This is a genomic window from Aeromonas sp. s1(2024) (genome assembly GCF_040908005.1).
Classification (GTDB): domain Bacteria; phylum Pseudomonadota; class Gammaproteobacteria; order Enterobacterales; family Aeromonadaceae; genus Aeromonas; species Aeromonas caviae.
On sequence record NZ_JBFOCW010000060.1, the window covers coordinates 1 to 16,635 of the forward strand.

Annotated in this window: 14 protein-coding genes, 1 pseudogene and 1 riboswitch; of the genes and pseudogenes, 6 read left to right on the forward strand and 9 right to left on the reverse strand. The window is 62.1% G+C overall.

Translation table 11 applies throughout. The annotated features are described in order from the left end of the window. Positions 1–348 precede the first annotated feature (348 nt). The 4 genes from AB5Y70_RS14605 to AB5Y70_RS14620 all read left to right on the forward strand — a co-directional run bounded on the left by AB5Y70_RS14605 (position 349) and on the right by AB5Y70_RS14620 (position 5,423). Complete coding sequence (locus tag AB5Y70_RS14605) at positions 349–801, forward strand: pullulanase (RefSeq protein ID WP_279988786.1); 453 nt, start codon at positions 349–351, stop codon at positions 799–801. A 204-nt stretch (positions 802–1,005) separates the two neighbouring features. Next, positions 1,006–3,153: an adenosylcobalamin-dependent ribonucleoside-diphosphate reductase gene (locus AB5Y70_RS14610; protein ID WP_279988788.1), complete on the forward strand. Its 2,148-nt coding sequence runs from the start codon at positions 1,006–1,008 to the stop codon at positions 3,151–3,153. A 9-nt stretch (positions 3,154–3,162) separates the two neighbouring features. Next, complete coding sequence (locus AB5Y70_RS14615; RefSeq protein WP_010673144.1) at positions 3,163–3,846, forward strand: hypothetical protein; 684 nt, start codon at positions 3,163–3,165, stop codon at positions 3,844–3,846. Positions 3,847–4,052: 206 nt separating this feature from the next. Continuing rightward, the gene (locus AB5Y70_RS14620; RefSeq protein ID WP_010673145.1) at positions 4,053–5,423 is read left to right on the forward strand and encodes a PhoH family protein; all 1,371 of its coding nucleotides are present in this window, start codon (positions 4,053–4,055) and stop codon (positions 5,421–5,423) included. A 66-nt stretch (positions 5,424–5,489) separates the two neighbouring features. On the opposite strand, the pseudogene AB5Y70_RS14625 reads toward AB5Y70_RS14620, so the two are convergent. From AB5Y70_RS14625 to thiB, 4 genes and pseudogenes are all read right to left on the reverse strand, one after another. Then, positions 5,490–5,600 (reverse strand): annotated as a pseudogene (locus AB5Y70_RS14625) (thiamine ABC transporter ATP-binding protein); the annotation flags it as partial. A gap of 43 nt (positions 5,601–5,643) precedes the next feature. Beyond that, complete coding sequence (gene thiQ / locus AB5Y70_RS14630) at positions 5,644–6,354, reverse strand: thiamine ABC transporter ATP-binding protein (protein WP_049637131.1); 711 nt, start codon at positions 6,352–6,354, stop codon at positions 5,644–5,646. A gap of 141 nt (positions 6,355–6,495) precedes the next feature. Continuing rightward, entirely contained in the window at positions 6,496–8,124 is a 1,629-nt protein-coding gene (thiP, locus tag AB5Y70_RS14635) for a thiamine/thiamine pyrophosphate ABC transporter permease (protein ID WP_279988792.1), read from the reverse strand. After that, positions 8,100–9,080, reverse strand: coding sequence for a thiamine ABC transporter substrate binding subunit (gene thiB / locus AB5Y70_RS14640; protein ID WP_279988793.1), 981 nt, complete (start codon positions 9,078–9,080; stop codon positions 8,100–8,102). Before thiB ends, thiP begins: the two co-directional genes overlap by 25 nt. 83 nt (positions 9,081–9,163) lie before the next feature. After that, positions 9,164–9,254: riboswitch (TPP riboswitch) on the reverse strand. 91 nt (positions 9,255–9,345) lie between these two features. Here thiB and AB5Y70_RS14645 point away from each other — a divergent pair. Continuing rightward, on the forward strand, positions 9,346–9,636 hold the full coding sequence (locus tag AB5Y70_RS14645; RefSeq protein WP_039041182.1) for a PilZ domain-containing protein: 291 nt from the start codon (positions 9,346–9,348) through the stop codon (positions 9,634–9,636). 51 nt (positions 9,637–9,687) lie between these two features. On the opposite strand, the gene AB5Y70_RS14650 is transcribed toward AB5Y70_RS14645, so the two are convergent. The 5 genes from AB5Y70_RS14650 to leuA form a co-directional block, all read right to left on the reverse strand. Beyond that, positions 9,688–10,617 (reverse strand): hypothetical protein, encoded by a 930-nt coding sequence (locus AB5Y70_RS14650; protein WP_042016676.1) that lies wholly within the window; start codon positions 10,615–10,617, stop codon positions 9,688–9,690. 112 nt (positions 10,618–10,729) lie between these two features. Beyond that, positions 10,730–11,329: a 3-isopropylmalate dehydratase small subunit gene (gene leuD / locus AB5Y70_RS14655; RefSeq protein WP_109111918.1), complete on the reverse strand. Its 600-nt coding sequence runs from the start codon at positions 11,327–11,329 to the stop codon at positions 10,730–10,732. A 12-nt stretch (positions 11,330–11,341) separates the two neighbouring features. Beyond that, a complete protein-coding gene (gene leuC / locus AB5Y70_RS14660) occupies positions 11,342–12,739 on the reverse strand; it encodes a 3-isopropylmalate dehydratase large subunit (protein WP_104454709.1) in 1,398 nt (465 codons plus the stop codon). A 32-nt stretch (positions 12,740–12,771) separates the two neighbouring features. Then, positions 12,772–13,857, reverse strand: coding sequence for a 3-isopropylmalate dehydrogenase (gene leuB, locus AB5Y70_RS14665; RefSeq protein ID WP_368176072.1), 1,086 nt, complete (start codon positions 13,855–13,857; stop codon positions 12,772–12,774). A gap of 111 nt (positions 13,858–13,968) precedes the next feature. Continuing rightward, a complete protein-coding gene (gene leuA, locus AB5Y70_RS14670) occupies positions 13,969–15,531 on the reverse strand; it encodes a 2-isopropylmalate synthase (RefSeq protein ID WP_279988795.1) in 1,563 nt (520 codons plus the stop codon). Between the two features lie 405 nt (positions 15,532–15,936). Here leuA and AB5Y70_RS14675 point away from each other — a divergent pair, with 405 nt between their 5' ends. Next, positions 15,937–16,560, forward strand: a complete 624-nt coding sequence (locus tag AB5Y70_RS14675) for a TetR/AcrR family transcriptional regulator (RefSeq protein WP_010673155.1) — start codon at positions 15,937–15,939, stop codon at positions 16,558–16,560. Positions 16,561–16,635: the final 75 nt, after the last annotated feature.

The following is a 16,635-nucleotide window of genomic DNA, read 5'->3' on the forward strand; positions in this document are numbered from 1 at the left end:
GTGTGGCATTCGCCATGCGAGAGTAGGACACTGCCAGGCACCCAATACAAGAAACCCCGCTCACTCGAGCGGGGTTTTTTATTGCCTGAAATTCAGCCCTCACTGGAGGGCAAACGGGCACTATGGTGCGGTCTCCCGCCGTGTTTTCTGATACTCGCATTCATCATCCCAGCCAATATCGACTTGTTTGTGGCTTGTCTCTGCTCAACATCTATTCGAAAGCCTGCGTTCTGGATATAAAAAGCACAGAATGTGATGCTTCTACCTTTCTTGTCATGCCTGCTCTGGTTTAATTCCCGGGTCCACATCGATGGACCAAGGAATCACAATAATTTGAGGAATGGACACATGTTCAAAAGAACAGTAACGATGATGCTGGCGGCGGGAACCCTGGTATTAGGCGGTTGCGCATCCAATGGTGCTGCAGAGCAGGCGGCGGCGGACAACAGTGACTTCGGCGGCAAGTCCATCTACCTGCGTGGTGAGATGAACGACTGGATGGCCACCGACGAAAGCAAGGTCGTCAAGGTTGCCGACAAGCTCTACATGGCCAAGGGGACGCTCAAGAAAGAGTGGGCTCCTTACAAGTTCAAGTTTGCCGACTCCGGCTGGAGTTGTGGCACCAACTTCGGTTACAAGAGCCCGAGCGATGGCGTTGCCGTGCTCGGCGGGGAGCCTGTACCGGTCAATCCGTGCTCCAAGTATGAGGACATGAAGTTCTCGCCCGAGGCGGATGGCGTCTATGAGTTCTATCTGAATATGGCGGGTGAGACACCGAGCGTATACGTCAAGAAACCCTGAGATAGTCTCTCGCTTTAAATCTCTCGGAAATTGAACCGGTTAAATGCCCTGGCCCAGAAATCTGCTGGCCGGGGCATTTTTTTAGGATAGAATCGGCGCCCTCACGACGGATGAATCACAACATATTGTGTTTTCAGTTCTTAAATTTACTACTGGTAGTATTCTTGTCACGATATTGCCCCATTCACAGGAGGTTGATTGACCATGGCTAAATCCATTCCGGTACTGGAGGGCGTCACCGCCAGCCGCCAGATCCCTCTGCAGGAGACGTCTCTCGAGATCTGGGACAGCAAGTATCGTCTCAAGAGCAAGGATGGCGCCCCCATCGACGGCTCCATCGACGAGACCTACCAGCGTGTCGCTCGCGCGTTGGCTGCGCAGGAGCGCGACCCCGACACCTGGTATGAACCCTTCCTGTGGGCCCTGCGCAATGGTGCTATTCCGGCGGGCCGTATCACCTCCAACGCCGGGGCGTTTGAGCACAAGCCGGCGACCTCCACCATCAACTGCACCGTCTCCGGCACCATTGAGGATTCGATGGACGATATCCTCGGCAAGGTGCACGAGGCGGGGCTGACCCTGAAGGCGGGTTGTGGCATCGGCTATGATTTTTCAACCCTGCGACCGCGCGGAGCCTTCGTTTCGGGAGCGGGGGCCTATACCTCCGGGCCGCTCTCCTTCATGGATATCTACGACAAGATGTGCTTTACCGTCTCCTCTGCCGGTGGCCGTCGTGGCGCCCAGATGGGCACCATGGATATCCGTCACCCCGATGTCGTCGAGTTCATCCAGGCCAAGCGGGAGGATGGTCGCCTGCGTCAATTCAACCTCTCCCTGCTCATCACCGAAGAGTTCGTCAGTGCGGTGAAAGAGGATGCACCCTGGCAACTGATCTTCCCCTACACCGCCAAGGAGGTGGAGCAGGATGGCATCGCGCTGGATGACCCTGCGAGGGTGGTCTGGGCGGACTGGCCCAACAAGGAGGGTGTGGTGATCAACGAGCTGGGCCAGGTGGCCTGCAAGGTCTACAAGACCCTGCCCGCGCGCAAGCTGTGGAACGTCATCATGACCTCTACCTACGACTATGCGGAGCCCGGTTTCATCCTGATCGACAAGGTGAACCAGATGAACAACAACTGGTTCTGCGAAGAGATCCGTGCCACCAACCCCTGCGGTGAACAGCCTCTGCCGCCCTATGGGGCCTGTCTGCTGGGCTCGGTCAACCTGACCACCTTCGTGCGCGATCCCTTCACCGAGCAGGCCGCCTTCGACTGGCCCGCGTTTCGCAAGGTGGTGGCCATCTTCACCCGTATGCTCGACAACGTGGTGGAGATAAACCAGCTGCCGCTGGCCAAGCAGCGCGAGGAGATCACCGCCAAGCGTCGCCACGGCATGGGCTTCCTGGGGCTGGGCTCGACCCTCACCATGCTGCGCATCAAGTACGGCTCTGCGGCCTCCGTCGCCTTCACCGAACAGGTCTCCCAGGAACTGGCGATGACCGGCTGGCAGGAGTCTCTGCGTCTGGCGAAGGAGAAGGGGCCGGCCCCCATCATGGAGCAGGAGTTCGAAGTCACCGGCAAGATGCTGCGTCTGCGCCCCGAAATGGCGGCAGATGGCATCAAGCTCGGCGACAAGGTGAAGGGCAAGGTGTTGCATGCCCGCTACAGCCGCTACATGCAGCAGGTGGCCGAGGTGGATCCCGCTCTGGTGGCCGAGCTGGCTGAGGTGGGTGGACGCTTCACCCATCACAGCAGCATAGCGCCGACCGGTACCATCTCCCTGTCGCTCGCCAACAACGCCAGTAACGGCATCGAGCCGAGCTTTGCCCACCACTACAGCCGCAATGTCATCAAGCCGGGCAAGAAGAGCAAGGAGAGCGTGGATGTCTACTCCTTCGAGCTGCTGGCCTATCGCGAGCTGGTCAATCCGGCCGCCATGCCCTATGCCCAGGAGGAGGGTAGCCGCCTGCCGGATTACTTCATCACCGCGGACGACATCACGCCGACCGGGCACGTGGATATCCAGGCGGCGGCCCAGCGCTGGATTGACTCCTCCATCTCCAAGACCGCCAACGTGCCGACCGATTTTCCGTTCGAGCAGTTCAAGGATATCTACCTCTATGCCTCGGACTCCGGCCTCAAGGGCTGTACCACCTTCCGCTTCAACCCGGCCGCCTTCCAGGGCGTGCTGGTGAAGGAGAAGGATCTGGAGAACACCAGTTACGAGTTTACCCTGGAAGATGGCACCGTCATCACGGCGAAGGGGAACGAGGAGATCGAATACGATGGCGAGCTGCACACCGCCGCCAACCTCTATGACGCCTTGAAAGAAGGCTATTACGGCAAGTTCTGAGGACGAGACATGGTCAAGAAGATCGACAGAAAAATCGTCGCCTACAAGGTAAAAACCCGGGATGAGCCGCAAGATGCGCCGACGCCCCAGGATGACGTGGTGCACATGCATGAAACCGTGCTGCGCCCGGAACGGTTGATGGGCACCACCTACAAGCTGAAGACGCCGGAGCACGTCTCCGAGCACTCGCTGTTCATCACCATCAACGACATCATTCTTAACGAGGGTACGGTGCACGAGACCCGGCGCCCGTTCGAGATCTTCATCAACTCCAAGAGCCTGGAGCACTATCAGTGGATAGTGGCGCTGACCCGCATCATCTCGGCGGTGTTTCGCAAGGGAGGGGACGTCACCTTTCTGGTGGAGGAGTTGCGCTCCGTGTTCGATCCCAAGGGGGGGTACTGGAACAAGGGCAAGTACGTGCCCTCGCTCATCGCTGAAATTGGCAACGTGATCGAAACCCATCTCACCGAGATCGGCATGCTCAAGGTGCCCGGGCTGGACGAGCACCAGCAGGCGTTCCTGGCCGAGAAGCAGGCGCAATTGCAGGCACAGCAACAGGCAGAAGAGCAGCCGGCGGGCAGCGGTTTCCCACCCAGTGCCGCGCTCTGCTACAAGTGCCACACCAAGGCGCTGGTGCAAAAGGATGGCTGCATGACCTGTCTCAACTGCGGGGATTCCAAGTGCGGTTGAGGTGCTGATTGCCACCAAAGGCCGGCGACATGCCGGCCTTTTCGTTGCTGATTTTATGTTCGAACGACGCCCATGATGGCAGCGATTTGTTGCGCACCGGTAAATTCGGGCGTAGCGTTGGGGGTAATAAAACTGTCACGGCCGTGTGGTTTCAATGACATCTGAGATTCACACACGTGGCACCTTCAGTGCCAAGGAGGATGCTTATGGACAACACGGACCGAAAGCTGTTTATCCTGGATACCAACGTTCTGCTTCACGAACCCCTCGCCATCTACTCCTTCAAAGAGCACGACGTGCTCATCCCCATGACGGTGCTCGAAGAGCTCGACAACATCAAGGATCGCCAGAAGGACGTCAGCCGTGATGCCCGCATCGCCATCCGTGCCCTGGAAGATGTCTTCCGCGATGCGACTCCGGAGCAGATAGTGCAAGGAGTGGCGCTGGCCGGCGAGGCGAGCGGCCGTATCTCCATCTTCAGCGATCACCATCTGCCCCAGGATGCCGAGGTGTTCACCGACAAGGAGGCGGACAACCGCATCATCAACGCCGCCCTCTACCTGCAAAAGCACGAGATGAAGCGTCAGGTGGTGCTGGTCACCAAAGACATCAACATGCGCCTCAAGGCCAAGGGAGCAGGTCTTGCCCATGTGGAGGATTACCGCAGCGACCAGCTCATCGACGACATCCGCCTGCTCGCCAAGGGCTTCCAGGTGGTGCCCGGCAGCTTCTGGGAGCGGGTCGGCGAGTGCGACAGCGAAACCCATGGCCGCGATACGGTCCACGTTATCGATGCCAACCTGCTGGAGGGAGTCCACGTCAACCAGTACCTGCTGGACGAGGAGAACTTCTTTGCCGCGCGGGTACTGAGCCACGACGGCAACAAGATCCGCCTGAAAGATCTCGGCCGCGAGCGGCTGATGTCCCGCAAGGCCTGGGGGGTGCATCCCAAGAACGTCTATCAGGGCATGGCGCTGGATGCCTTGCTGGATCCGCACATCGACCTGGTGATCCTGACCGGCCCGGCGGGCTGCGGCAAGACCCTGCTTGCCATGGCGGCGGCGCTGGAGCTGGTGATCGAGAAGGGGATCTACGAGAAGGTGATCGTCACCCGCAATACCCCGGAAATTGCCGAGAGCATCGGCTTCCTGCCCGGGACCGAAGAAGAGAAGATGATGCCCTGGCTGGCGGCGGTGACCGACACCCTGGAGGTGCTGCACAAGCAGGACGAGAACATGAGCGGGTCGCTCAGCTACATCATGGAGAAGGCCAATATCCAGTTCAAATCGGTCAACTTCATGCGCGGGCGCAGCATCCAGAACACCTTCGTGCTGCTGGACGAGTGCCAGAACCTGACCGCGTCCCAGATCAAGACCATCATCACCCGCTGCGGGGAGGGGACCAAGATCGTCTGCTCCGGCAACCTGGCTCAAATAGACTCCAACTACCTGAGCCCGGTGACCTCGGGTCTGACCTACATCGTCGAGCGGTTCAAGGACTTCGACGGCAGTGCCAACATCTTCCTGAACGGGGTGGTGCGCAGCAGGCTGGCTTCGTTCGCCGAGGAAAATCTCTGATTTGACGGGATCTCTGCATGAGAAAGGGGAAGCCGGACGGCTTCCCCTTTTTTGATCCCGCCTATCTCATGCCTCTCTCAGTCGGCCCAGGTAGCGCAGCAGCCCGGGGTGATCGCTGCTGTGCAGGATATCCGGCTTGCCCTGCAAGGCGATGCGCCCCGCGTCGATGAAGGGCATCGTCCTAGGAACGACAGGGAGAGACCATCTGCTTGTCAGCCCTTCACTGTGGCGCCAGAGCGCGGCCCAGGTAGCGCAGCAGCCCGGGGTGATCGCTGCTGTGCAGGATATCCGGCTTGCCCTGCAAGGCGATGCGTCCCGCGTCGATGAAGAGCACCTGATCGGCGATGAGCTGGGCATCCTCGGGGTTGTGAGAGACCATCAGCACGGTGATGCCCTGCTCGCAGGCGAGGCGGGCGACCTCCGCCAGCATCTCCCGCCGCAGGGCCGGATCGAGGGCCGAGAAGGGCTCGTCCAGCAGCAGCAGCGGCCTGCCCCGCACCAGGGCGCGGGCCAGCCCCACCCGCTGCTGCTGGCCGCCGGAGAGCTGCTCCGGCAGGCGCGTCAGCATCTCCCCCAGGCCCACCTTGTCAGCGGCCTCCTGCACCTGCCTTTTCTGGGCCGGATTCAAGCGCAGGCCGGGATGCAGGCCGATGGCGATGTTGTCGAACACCGACAGGTGCAGGAAGAGGTTGTGATCCTGGAACAGGGTGGTGACCGGGCGCTCGGCGGGGCCCAGTGACAGCAGATCCTGGCCGTCGAAGGTGAGGGTGCCCGACTCCACCGGCACGAAGCCCGCGATCATGCCGAGCAGGGTGGACTTGCCGGCGCCGCTCGGACCGATGAGGGCGGTGATCTCCCCCTTGGGCAAGGTCGCACTGAAGGTCACCTGCCAGTCGGGATAACTGGTGACCAGTTCCTCAATTACCAGCATGTTTGGCTCCTGAGTGTCGTTTTATAGAACAACAAGTAAGAAAAATTGATGAAAGGCAGCGTGAGTGACTGCTCCAAGGGGCGCCCCAGGGACGTGCCCGGCCGGATCCTGGGGGCTGGGAGGCGGCAATGCCGCCGGGGATCAGTGATCCACATGCCTGCCTCCCAGTCCCCGCTCCACCAGCCAGAATAGGGAGAAGCAGAGGGTGAGCAGCAGCAGGGCGGTGGCGGCCGCCTCGGTCAGCCGGTAGCTACCGAGCTGCTGATAGAGCAGCCAGGGCAGGGTGGTGAGGGTCTGGCTGCCGAACATGGCGATGGCCCCGAGATCCCCAAGGGACAATATCATCGAGAGAGCCATGGCCAGGGCCAGCGGGCGGCGCAGCAGGGGCCACTCCACCAGGCGCAGGCGATGCAGGCCGCGCACCCCCAGGCTGTCCGCCAGCCGATCGTACTGGCGCACCACCAGTTGCATGGGGGCCGAGAGGGTGCGCAGCACATAGGGCAGCGCCATCAGGGCGTTGACCAGCACCACCAGCCAGGGGCCCAGGGCAAAGACGTCGGTGAAGGGCATGAACAGGATGAAGAGGCCGGTGGAGAGCACCACCGCCGGGATCATCAGGATCATGGAACCGCTGGCCTCCCACAGGGCGGCGGCCCGCCGTTTGCGATCCCGCACCCTCAGGTGGCGGCTGGTGAGCAGCAGCCCGGCGCCGAGCAAAGTGGCCAGGGAGCCCGCCGCCAGGGCTATGCCCAGGGACTGCCCCCCTGCCTGCCACAGCCGGGGTGAGCCGAGCGCCGCCAGCAGACCGGGGTTGAACCCGGCGACCACGATGGCCAGCAGGGGCGGCAGGAAGATGGCGAGCCCCATGGTCAGGGCAAGGCCATCTACCAGAGCGCTGCCCTTCTGGTGCCTGTCGGGACGCAGGCAGGGGCGACGGCTGGTGAGGCGACTGGCCGGGGTGGTCTGCAGCTTGTGTTGCAGCAGGAGCAGGGCCAGGGTCAGCAGCAGTTGCACCAAGGCGAGCCCGCCAGCGGTGGCGAGATCGAAGTCAAAGCGCAGCGCCTGGTAGACGGCCACCTCCAGTGTGGTGGACTTGGGGCCGCCCCCGAGCGCCAGCACTGTGGTGAAGCTGGTGAAGCAGAGCATGAAGATGAGGCTGGCGAGCCCCGGCAAGATGCCGCGGATGAGCGGCCACTCCAGCAGCCGGAAGATGTGGGAGGAGCGCATGCCGAGCTGGCTGGCGAGGCGCCAGGAGGACTCGGGGATGCTCTCTATGCTCTGCAGGATGAGGCGGGCGGCCAGCGGCATGTTGAAGAAGACATGGGCCAGCAGGATGCCGAACAGGCCATAGAGGTAGTTGCCGGGATCCAGGCCCAGGCCGTGCAGCAGTTGCGGCAGCCAGCCCTGGCGACCGTGCACCGCCACCATGCCGAAGATGGCGATGATGACCGGCAACACCAGGGAGAGGCCGAAGAGCTTGAGCAGCAGGCGGCGTCCGGTGAAACGGCGTCGCGCCAGGGCTCTGGCCACCGGGATGGCAAGCCCCAGGCTCAGCAGGGTGGAGAGCAGTGCCTGCCAGAGGCTGAAACCCAGCACGTGGCGCAGGTAGGGATCGCCTAGCAGGGCGCGGGGGGAGAGGGCCCCCGCCTGCCACAACAGGGCGACCAGCGGCCCAATGGAGAGCAGCAGGATGACCAGGGTGGCTGCACTGCCGGGCAGCCACCAGAGGGCGCGACGACCTGAACTCACTGGGTGACGGCTTGCAGCCATTCGCGGATCCACCCCTTGCGGTTGGCGGCTACCTCGTCAGAGCTGAAGGTGAGTGGCTTCGCTACGGTGATCATCTGTTCGAACCCCTTGGGCAGCGCCACGTCTGTCACCGGATACATCCAGTTGCCGCCGGGGATCTCGTTCTGGAAGGCGGGGCTCACCATGAATTGCAGGAACTGGTCAGCCAGTTTGCCCTGTGTGGCGCCCTTGAGCTTGGCTGCTACTTCCACCTGGCGGTAGTGACCCTCCTCGAACGCGGCTGCCCGGTACTGGGGTTTGCTCTCGGCAATCAGGTGATAGGCGGGGGAGGTGGTGTAGGAGAGCACCATGTCCGCCTCGCCGTCGAGGAACATGCCGTAGGCCTCTGACCACCCCTTGGTGACGGTGACCGTCTTTTTGGCCAGTTGCGCCCAGGCGGTCTGTGCCTCATCCCCGTAGACCGACTTCATCCAGAGCATCAGGCCCTGACCCGGGGTGGAGGTGCGGGGATCCTGATAGATCACCTTGATATCGGGGCGCGCCACCAGCTCCTTCAGGCTCTTGGGGGGCTGCTTGAGCTTGTTGCTGTCATAGACGAAGGCGAAGTAGCCGTAGTCATAGGGGACAAAGGTGTCGTCCTGCCAGCCACCCGGCACCTTGAGGCCATCGAGCCTGGTGGAATGGGGGGCGAACAGGCCGCTCTGCTTGGCCTCGCTGATGAGGGCATCGTCCAGCCCCAGCACCATGTCGGCCTTGCTGTGCTGGCCTTCCAGCCGCAGCCGGTTGAGGATGGCGACGCCATCCTCGAGGGGTACCAGATTGAGGGTGCAGCCGCACTCCTTCTCGAAGGCCTGCTTGATCTTGGGACCCGGCCCCCATTCGGCGGCGAAGGAGCCGTAGGTGTAGACGGTGAGGGTGTCGGCGGCAAACGCCTGGGCAGAGAGCAGGCTGGTGGCGATCAGCAGCAGGGTCTTCATCAATGGCACTCCTGTGGGTATCGGGGTGCTCATCAATGGCACCTCGCGTGTGGTGAGCGCCGGCGGATGAGGGCACAAAAAACGCGCGCCATGCCTCAAATTCCTCCGCCAGCATTATCTGGATCAGGTTCACGGGTATAATCTCAGCGGTAAACCGCACCCCGTTTGAGCAACGCATCGCATTGTATTGGCGTTCCTGGGGGGAGGCCAGCACTATGTTTCACGGGCCGCATCGTGCGAGCCACCACCAAGGAGGAAGTCCCCAGTGATCACCAGCACCAAGGAAAGACGTGCCTTCCAGCGCATGGTCATCAATGCCCCCGTCACCCTGTTCCAGCATCAGCAGGTGCTGGAGGGGGTCTGCCGGGATCTCAGCGCCAACGGCATGGGCGTCGAGGTGAACAAGCACGCGTTCGATCTGGCCCAGCCCATCCGGGTGAGCCTGGCGACCAGCAGCAATCTTCTGCCTCCCTTCGAGGCCCAGGCTCGCATCGTGCGGGTGCTGGAGGAAGAAGACGGTCTCCTGCTGGCGCTGGAGTTTCTCTCCCTCACCTGAGACCCGGGCGCCCGTCCTCCTCGAGACAGGCCAGCCATGGGCTGGCCTGTCTCATTTCCCCTCATCCTGCACCGGCTGTACGCTCAACTGGCCGCTGTCGACCAGCGTTTTGCTGGTGGGCGCGAGCTGGCCCATGGGCAGCTGGGCCGGGCCGGTCGGCTCCATCAGGAGGTAGGTCTCCCCCGCCCGGCTCAAGGTGGCTTCCCCCGGTTTGGCTGGCAAGGCCACCCCCAGCAGGGCGTGTCCCGGCACGAACACCATGGCCTGCTTGAGATCGGGATACCCCTGGGCCAGCAGGGCGGCCATCAGGGTCACCTTGCTGTCGCAATCCCCCCGGTTCTGCTCCAGCACCTGGCGCGGGCTCAGAAACCCCTTGCCAGAGCGGCCCGACTGGCTGTCGAGCAGTTGATAGGGGATGGCCTGGATGAAGTCGAGCATGTGGGCCACCGTCTTCTGGCGCGCCTCGGTCTCGGTGGCCCCTTCCTGCTTGAGCTGCTCCATCAACGGGGCCAGTTCGTCCCGGCTCTCCAGGGCGATGCGCACATGATCCTGCTTGATGGCGGGAGCGCCGTCGGGGGCAGTGAAGGGCTGGAAGTAGTGCTGCGTGAGCCAGGCAGCCTCCAGTTTGGCCTGCTCGGGCTTGACCCATTGGGAGGCTTCCCGCGCCTTGTCGGCGTTGCGGCTCTTGATGCTGAGGCTCATGGCGGGGCGAACGAGGGAGAACTGCACCTCGGGGAACGCCAGGGGGGCCTGTTGCAGCAGGCTTTGCAGTACGTCTTCCTGCATCCTGGCCGGACGGTAAGCGATGAGAGGGGGCAGCTTGCCCGCCTCCAGCCGGTAGCTGAGCTGCTGCGCCTTGCCCTCCCTGTCCTGCCAGCCGACGTTGAGCTGACCGCCACTGTTGGTGAAAGAGGTCTGCCCGCCCAGGGCCGGGAGGCTGAGCAGCAGGCAGAGCAATGAAAGGGCGCCCCTTGCGGACATGGGTGTCTCCTGTCGGACATGCAGAGGTGGCGGGCTTTGTACAGCGACCCGACAATAAAACAGGGAGCCTTGGCTCCCTGTTGATTCTACTCGCTTTCTTGTCACAGGCTCGTCAAATCCAGCTTGGCTGCTTCGCCTCGAAGGCGCTGATGGCGGCCTCGTGCTGCAGGGTCAGACCGATGGCATCCAGCCCGTTGAGCAGACAGTAGCGACGGAACTCGTCGATTTCGAAGCCGAACGTGAGGCTGCCTGCACGCACCTGGTTGGCCTCCAGATCCACTTCGATCTCGATACCCGGCTGGGCGGCGACCAGCTGGAACAGAGCGTCGACCTCCTCCTCTTTCAGACGAACCGGCACCATGCCGTTGTTGATGGCGTTGCCGTAGAAGATGTCGGCAAAGCTCGGAGCGATCAGGGTCTTGAAGCCGTAGTCCGCCAGCGCCCAGGGGGCGTGCTCGCGACTCGAGCCGCAGCCGAAGTTCTCCCGCGCCAACAGGATGCTGGCCCCCGCGTAGCGGGGCTGGTTCAGTACGAACGCCGGGTTCGGCTGCTGGCCTGCATCGTCCAGGAAGCGCCAGTCGTGGAACAGGTGCTTGCCAAAGCCGATGCGGTTCACCTTCTGCAGGAACTGCTTGGGAATGATGGCGTCGGTGTCGACGTTGGCGCTGTCGAGGGGAACGACGATCCCTTTATGCTGTTTGAATCCTGTCATCGCTGTTTCCTCTTACAGTGCGCGAATGTCGGCGAAGCGGCCGGTGACGGCGGCGGCGGCGGCCATGGCCGGGCTCACCAGGTGGGTGCGACCGGCACGGCCCTGACGCCCCTCGAAGTTGCGGTTGCTGGTGGAGGCGCAGCGCTCCCCCGGTTGCAGCCGGTCGTTGTTCATGGCCAGACACATGGAGCAGCCGGGCAAACGCCACTCAAAGCCTGCCTCGATGAAGATCTTGTCCAGCCCCTCGGCCTCGGCCTGGGCCTTCACCTGCTCGGAGCCCGGCACCACCAGGGCCTGTACCCCGGCGGCGACCTTGCGGCCACGGGCGATGGCGGCGGCCGCGCGCAGATCCTCGATGCGGCTGTTGGTGCACGAACCGATGAACACCTTGTCGATGGCCACGTCGGAGAGCTTCTGGCCCGGTTGCAGGTCCATGTAGGCGAGGGCCTTGCGGGCGGACTGCTGCTCCACCGGATCGGCGAAGGATTCCGGTGCAGGGATGGGCTCATTGACGGCAATCACCTGGCCCGGGTTGGTTCCCCAGGTCACTTGCGGGGCGATGTCGGCTGCGTCGAGCACCACTTCGGCGTCGAAGTGGGCACCTTCGTCGCTTTTGAGGGTCAGCCAGTAGGCGATGGCCTGTTCCAGCGCTTCCCCCTTGGGAGCGAACTCCTTGCCACGGATGTAGTCGATGGTGGTCTGGTCGGGGGCAATCATACCCGCTTTGGCGCCGAGCTCGATGGCCATGTTGCACACCGTCATGCGCCCTTCCATGGTGAGCCCCTCGATGGCTTCACCGGCGAACTCCACCACGTAGCCGGTCCCGCCTGCATGACCCACCTTGCCGATGATGGCGAGCACCACGTCTTTGGCGCTGATGCCTGCGGCCAGTTTGCCGTTGACAGAGATACGCATGGTCTTGGCGCGGCCCTGTTTCAGGGTCTGGGTGGCCATTACGTGTTCCACTTCGGAGGTGCCGATACCGAATGCGAGCGACCCGAAGGCACCGTGGGTGGCGGTGTGTGAGTCACCGCAGACGATGGTGGTGCCGGGCAATGTGATGCCGAGCTCGGGGCCCATCACGTGGACGATGCCCTGGTACTTGTGGTTCAAGTCATAGAGACGAACCCCGAACGCCTTGCAGTTGGCGGCGAGTGTCTCCATCTGGATGCGGGCCATCTCGCCGGAGGCGGCGATGTCCTTGGTGGTGGTGGAGACGTTGTGATCCATGGTGGCCCAGGTCAGATCCGGGCGACGCAGCTGGCGGTTCATGGCGCGCAGGCCGTCGAATGCCTGGGGGCTGGTCACTTCATGCACCAGATGACGGTCGATGTAGATGAGAGGGGTTTCCCCTTCCACTTCCCGCACCACGTGGGCGTCGAACACTTTCTGATAGAGGGTCTTGGACATTGCTCGGTTTCCTTGTTATCGATGCCGTGGGATCAGATGCGCGCGGCGATCTGGCTGCCCATGTCGGCCGTGCTCTGCACCGGGTGCGTGGCGCTGGCCTGATGCAGGTCGGCGGTGAAATAGCCTTCTGCCAGGGTCTGGGCCACGGCCTGCTCGATGGCCTGGGCGGCGGCTTCCTGGCCGAGACTGTAACGCAGCATCAGGGCGGCGGAGAGGATCTGGGCGATGGGATTCGCAATCCCCTTGCCGGCGATATCTGGGGCCGAGCCACCGGCCGGCTCGAACAGGCCGAAGCCGGATTCGTTGAGGCTGGCTGAGGGGAGCAGGCCCATGGAGCCGGTGATCATGGCGCACTCGTCGGAGAGGATGTCACCGAACAGGTTGGAGCAGAGCAGCACGTCGAACTGGGACGGATCCTTGATGAGCTGCATGGTGGCGTTGTCGATGTACATGTGGTTCAGGGCCACGTCCGGGTAGGACTTGGCGACCTCGGTCACCACCTCGCGCCACAGGATGGAGGAGGCGAGCACGTTGGCCTTGTCGATGGAGGTGACCCTGGCCTTGCGCACCCGGGCCGATTCAAACGCTATCTTGGCGATGCGCTCGATCTCGAAGCGGTGGTACACCTCGGTGTCGAAGGCCTTCTCGGTGGCGCCTTCCCCTTCACGCCCCTTGGGCTGGCCGAAATAGATGCCGCCGGTCAGCTCGCGCACGCAGGTGATGTCAAAACCGCGATCGGAGATGTCGGCACGCAGCGGGGAGAACTGCTCCAGACCGGTGTAGATGCGGGCCGGGCGCAGGTTGCAGAACAGTTTGAAGTGGGCACGCAGGGGCAGCAAGGCGCCGCGCTCCGGCTGATCGTTGGGCGGCAGGTGCTCCCACTTGGGGCCGCCCACCGATCCGAACAGCACCGCATCGGCCGCTTCACAGCCTGCAATGGTGCTCTGGGGCAGCGGTGTGCCGTGGTTGTCGATGGCGATGCCGCCGACGTCGTGACGGTCATAGTCGAGGGAGAAGCCGAATTTGGTCTGCACCTTTTCCAGTACCTTGATGGCCTCTGCCATCACTTCCGGGCCAATGCCGTCACCCGGCAATACTGCGATCCGATAACTGCTCATACTCTCTCCGTCTTGATAGTGTGATTCCGTTTCATCCGGGAGGCCGGTCCGGGCCACGGCCCTGGCCCCGGTCCTCCCCATGTCATGTTGTCATCTTGTCCGGCGGCGGGCTCAGACGGTTTCCGATTTGATGGTGTGGTTGCGCTCCATCTGCTCGGCGACCTGGTCCGCGCGCCAGATGCTGTTGATCACGTGGACCAGGGCCTGGGCCGAGGATTCGATGATGTCAGTGGCCAGCCCCATGCCGTGGAACTTGCGCCCCTTGTACTCGGCGACGATGTCCACCTGGCCGAGGGCTTTCTTGCCCTCGCCCTTGCCCTTGAGTTCGTATTTATCGATGCGGATCTCGTAGCCGGTGATGCGGTTGATGCACTGGTAGACCGCATCCACCGGGCCGTTGCCGGTGGCGGCCTCGCACACCAGATCCTGGCCTACCTTGAGCTTGACCGAGGCGGTGGCGAGCACCGAGCTGCCGCTCTGCACGCCGAGGTACTCCAGCTTGAAGTGCTCGGGCTCCTCGTGGATCTGGCTGAAGAAGGCGAGGGCCTCCAGGTCGTAGTCGAACACCTGGCCCTTCTTGTCTGCCAGGGTGAGGAACTTGGCGTAGAGATCGTCGAGGTCGTAGCTGCTCTCGGCGTAGCCCATGGACTCCATCCGGTGCTTGATGACGTGGCGGCCGGAGCGGGAGGTCATGTTGAGGTTGTTCTGGGTGAGACCGATGCTCTCGGGGGTGATGATTTCATAGGTGTTCTTCGCCTTGAGCACGCCGTCCTGATGGATGCCTGAGCTGTGGGAGAAGGCGTTGGCGCCGACGATGGCCTTGTTGGGCTGCACCGGCATGTTGCAGATTTGACTGACGAGGGTGCTGGTGCGGTGGATCTCGCTGTGGCGAATGTTGGTGTGTACCCCGAGCAGGTCGGCGCGGGTTTTCAGGATCATCGCGACCTCTTCCAGAGAGCAGTTGCCAGCACGCTCGCCGATGCCGTTGATGGTGCACTCGATCTGGCGGGCCCCCATCTGCACGGCACTGATGGAGTTGGCCACCGAGAGGCCCAGATCGTCGTGGCAGTGCACCGAGATGATGGCCTTGTCGATGTTGGGTACCCGGTTGAACAGGGTGTGGATGATGCCGGAGAATTCGGTCGGCACCGTGTAGCCCACGGTGTCAGGAATGTTGATGGTGCGGGCGCCGGCCTTGATGGCGGCTTCCACCATGCGGCACAGGTTGTCTATCGGGGTGCGGCCCGCATCTTCGCAGGAGAACTCCACGTCATCGGTGTAGCGCAAGGCGTGCTTGATGGCGCCGACCCCCATCTCCAGCACGTCTTCGAAGCTCTTTTTCAGCTTGCTCTCCACGTGGATGGAGGAGGTGGAGATGAAGGTATGGATGCGAAACGCCTCTGCCACTTTCAAGGCTTCGCCGGCGGCATCGATGTCTTTTTGCAGGGCGCGGGCCAGGGCGCAGACCCGGCTGTTCTTGATATGGCGGGCGATGGTCTGAACCGATTGAAAATCGCCGGGGGAGGAGACGGGGAAACCCACTTCCATGATATCGACACCGAGCCGCTCCAGCGCCTGGGCGATCTGCAGCTTCTCCTTGACCGTCAAGCTGGCCGACAGCGCCTGCTCACCATCACGCAAGGTGGTGTCGAATATGATGACCCGATCTGACATGTGACTTCCCTCTTCCTAAGTTCGCTGCGTGCATCCTGCATGGCATAAAAAAACCCGTGCGGGGTGCACGGGTTTCTGTAAATTCCGGCTATGCCTTAGCCCGGCTACAAGGATCCCGCGCGAGGAGTCGCGATTAGGGAGAGCAGTAGTAGCGGAGCGGCAATACGCATGATGTCTCAATCCTTCCAGTCGATAACGCTACTACCAATAACGAGATTTTTATGCTGTGTCAACCGGAATGGACAGGTTCAATCCACTGGTTTATTTAATCGGATTGTAAAGGAGTGCAAATTCTCTTGTCCCATATTCGGTTCATGCCTGATTATCTGGTCATTCCTGCTGTACTCGATCACCCGCACAATCAGATCGACTTATCAGCCCTTGCTGAATTATCTGAGGTATTCCATGGAAAAACGCAGACCTGGCCGTCCAGTCGGACGTTCCGACATTCGTGACAAGCTGCTTGCCGCCGCACGCGAACGTTTTCTCAACACCCCCTACAGCAAGGTGACGACCCGCGAGATTGCCGAGCTGGCAGGCTCCAATCTGGCGATGATCCACTACTACTTCGGCAGCAAGGAAGGCCTCTACAAGGCGGTGCTGGGGGATGTGGCCGAGCCCCTCGAGCAAGCCTGGCACGACGAGAGCAGCAACCGCAGCCTGACCGATCTGCTCAACACCTACTATCAGGTGATGGCGCCCAACAGCGAGCTGACCTCCGCCATCTCCAGCGCATTGTCCACCGAAAAGAGCCCGGGGCGTGATTTTGTGCTGAGCCGCCTGCTGGATCGCCAACTTCCCCAGTTCGATGCCCTGCTCGAATCCATGCGCTCCAACGGCCAGCTGGCGGACAACCTGGACCCCGAGATGCTGAAGATCTCCTTCCTCAGCATGATGTGGCAGCCTTTCGTGATGAAGGATCTCTACGAACAGGTGTTTGGTCTGACGGTGGACGAGCACTTCATGAGCCGCCTCGCGGCCCACAACTGCCGCCTGATGGAAAACGGCCTGCGCGGTGCCCTGAACTGACTTTTTCGGGATGACGGATGAAAAAGGGCCCCTGGGCCCTTTTTTTCATCAATCTGTTATCTGGGCGTCAACGAA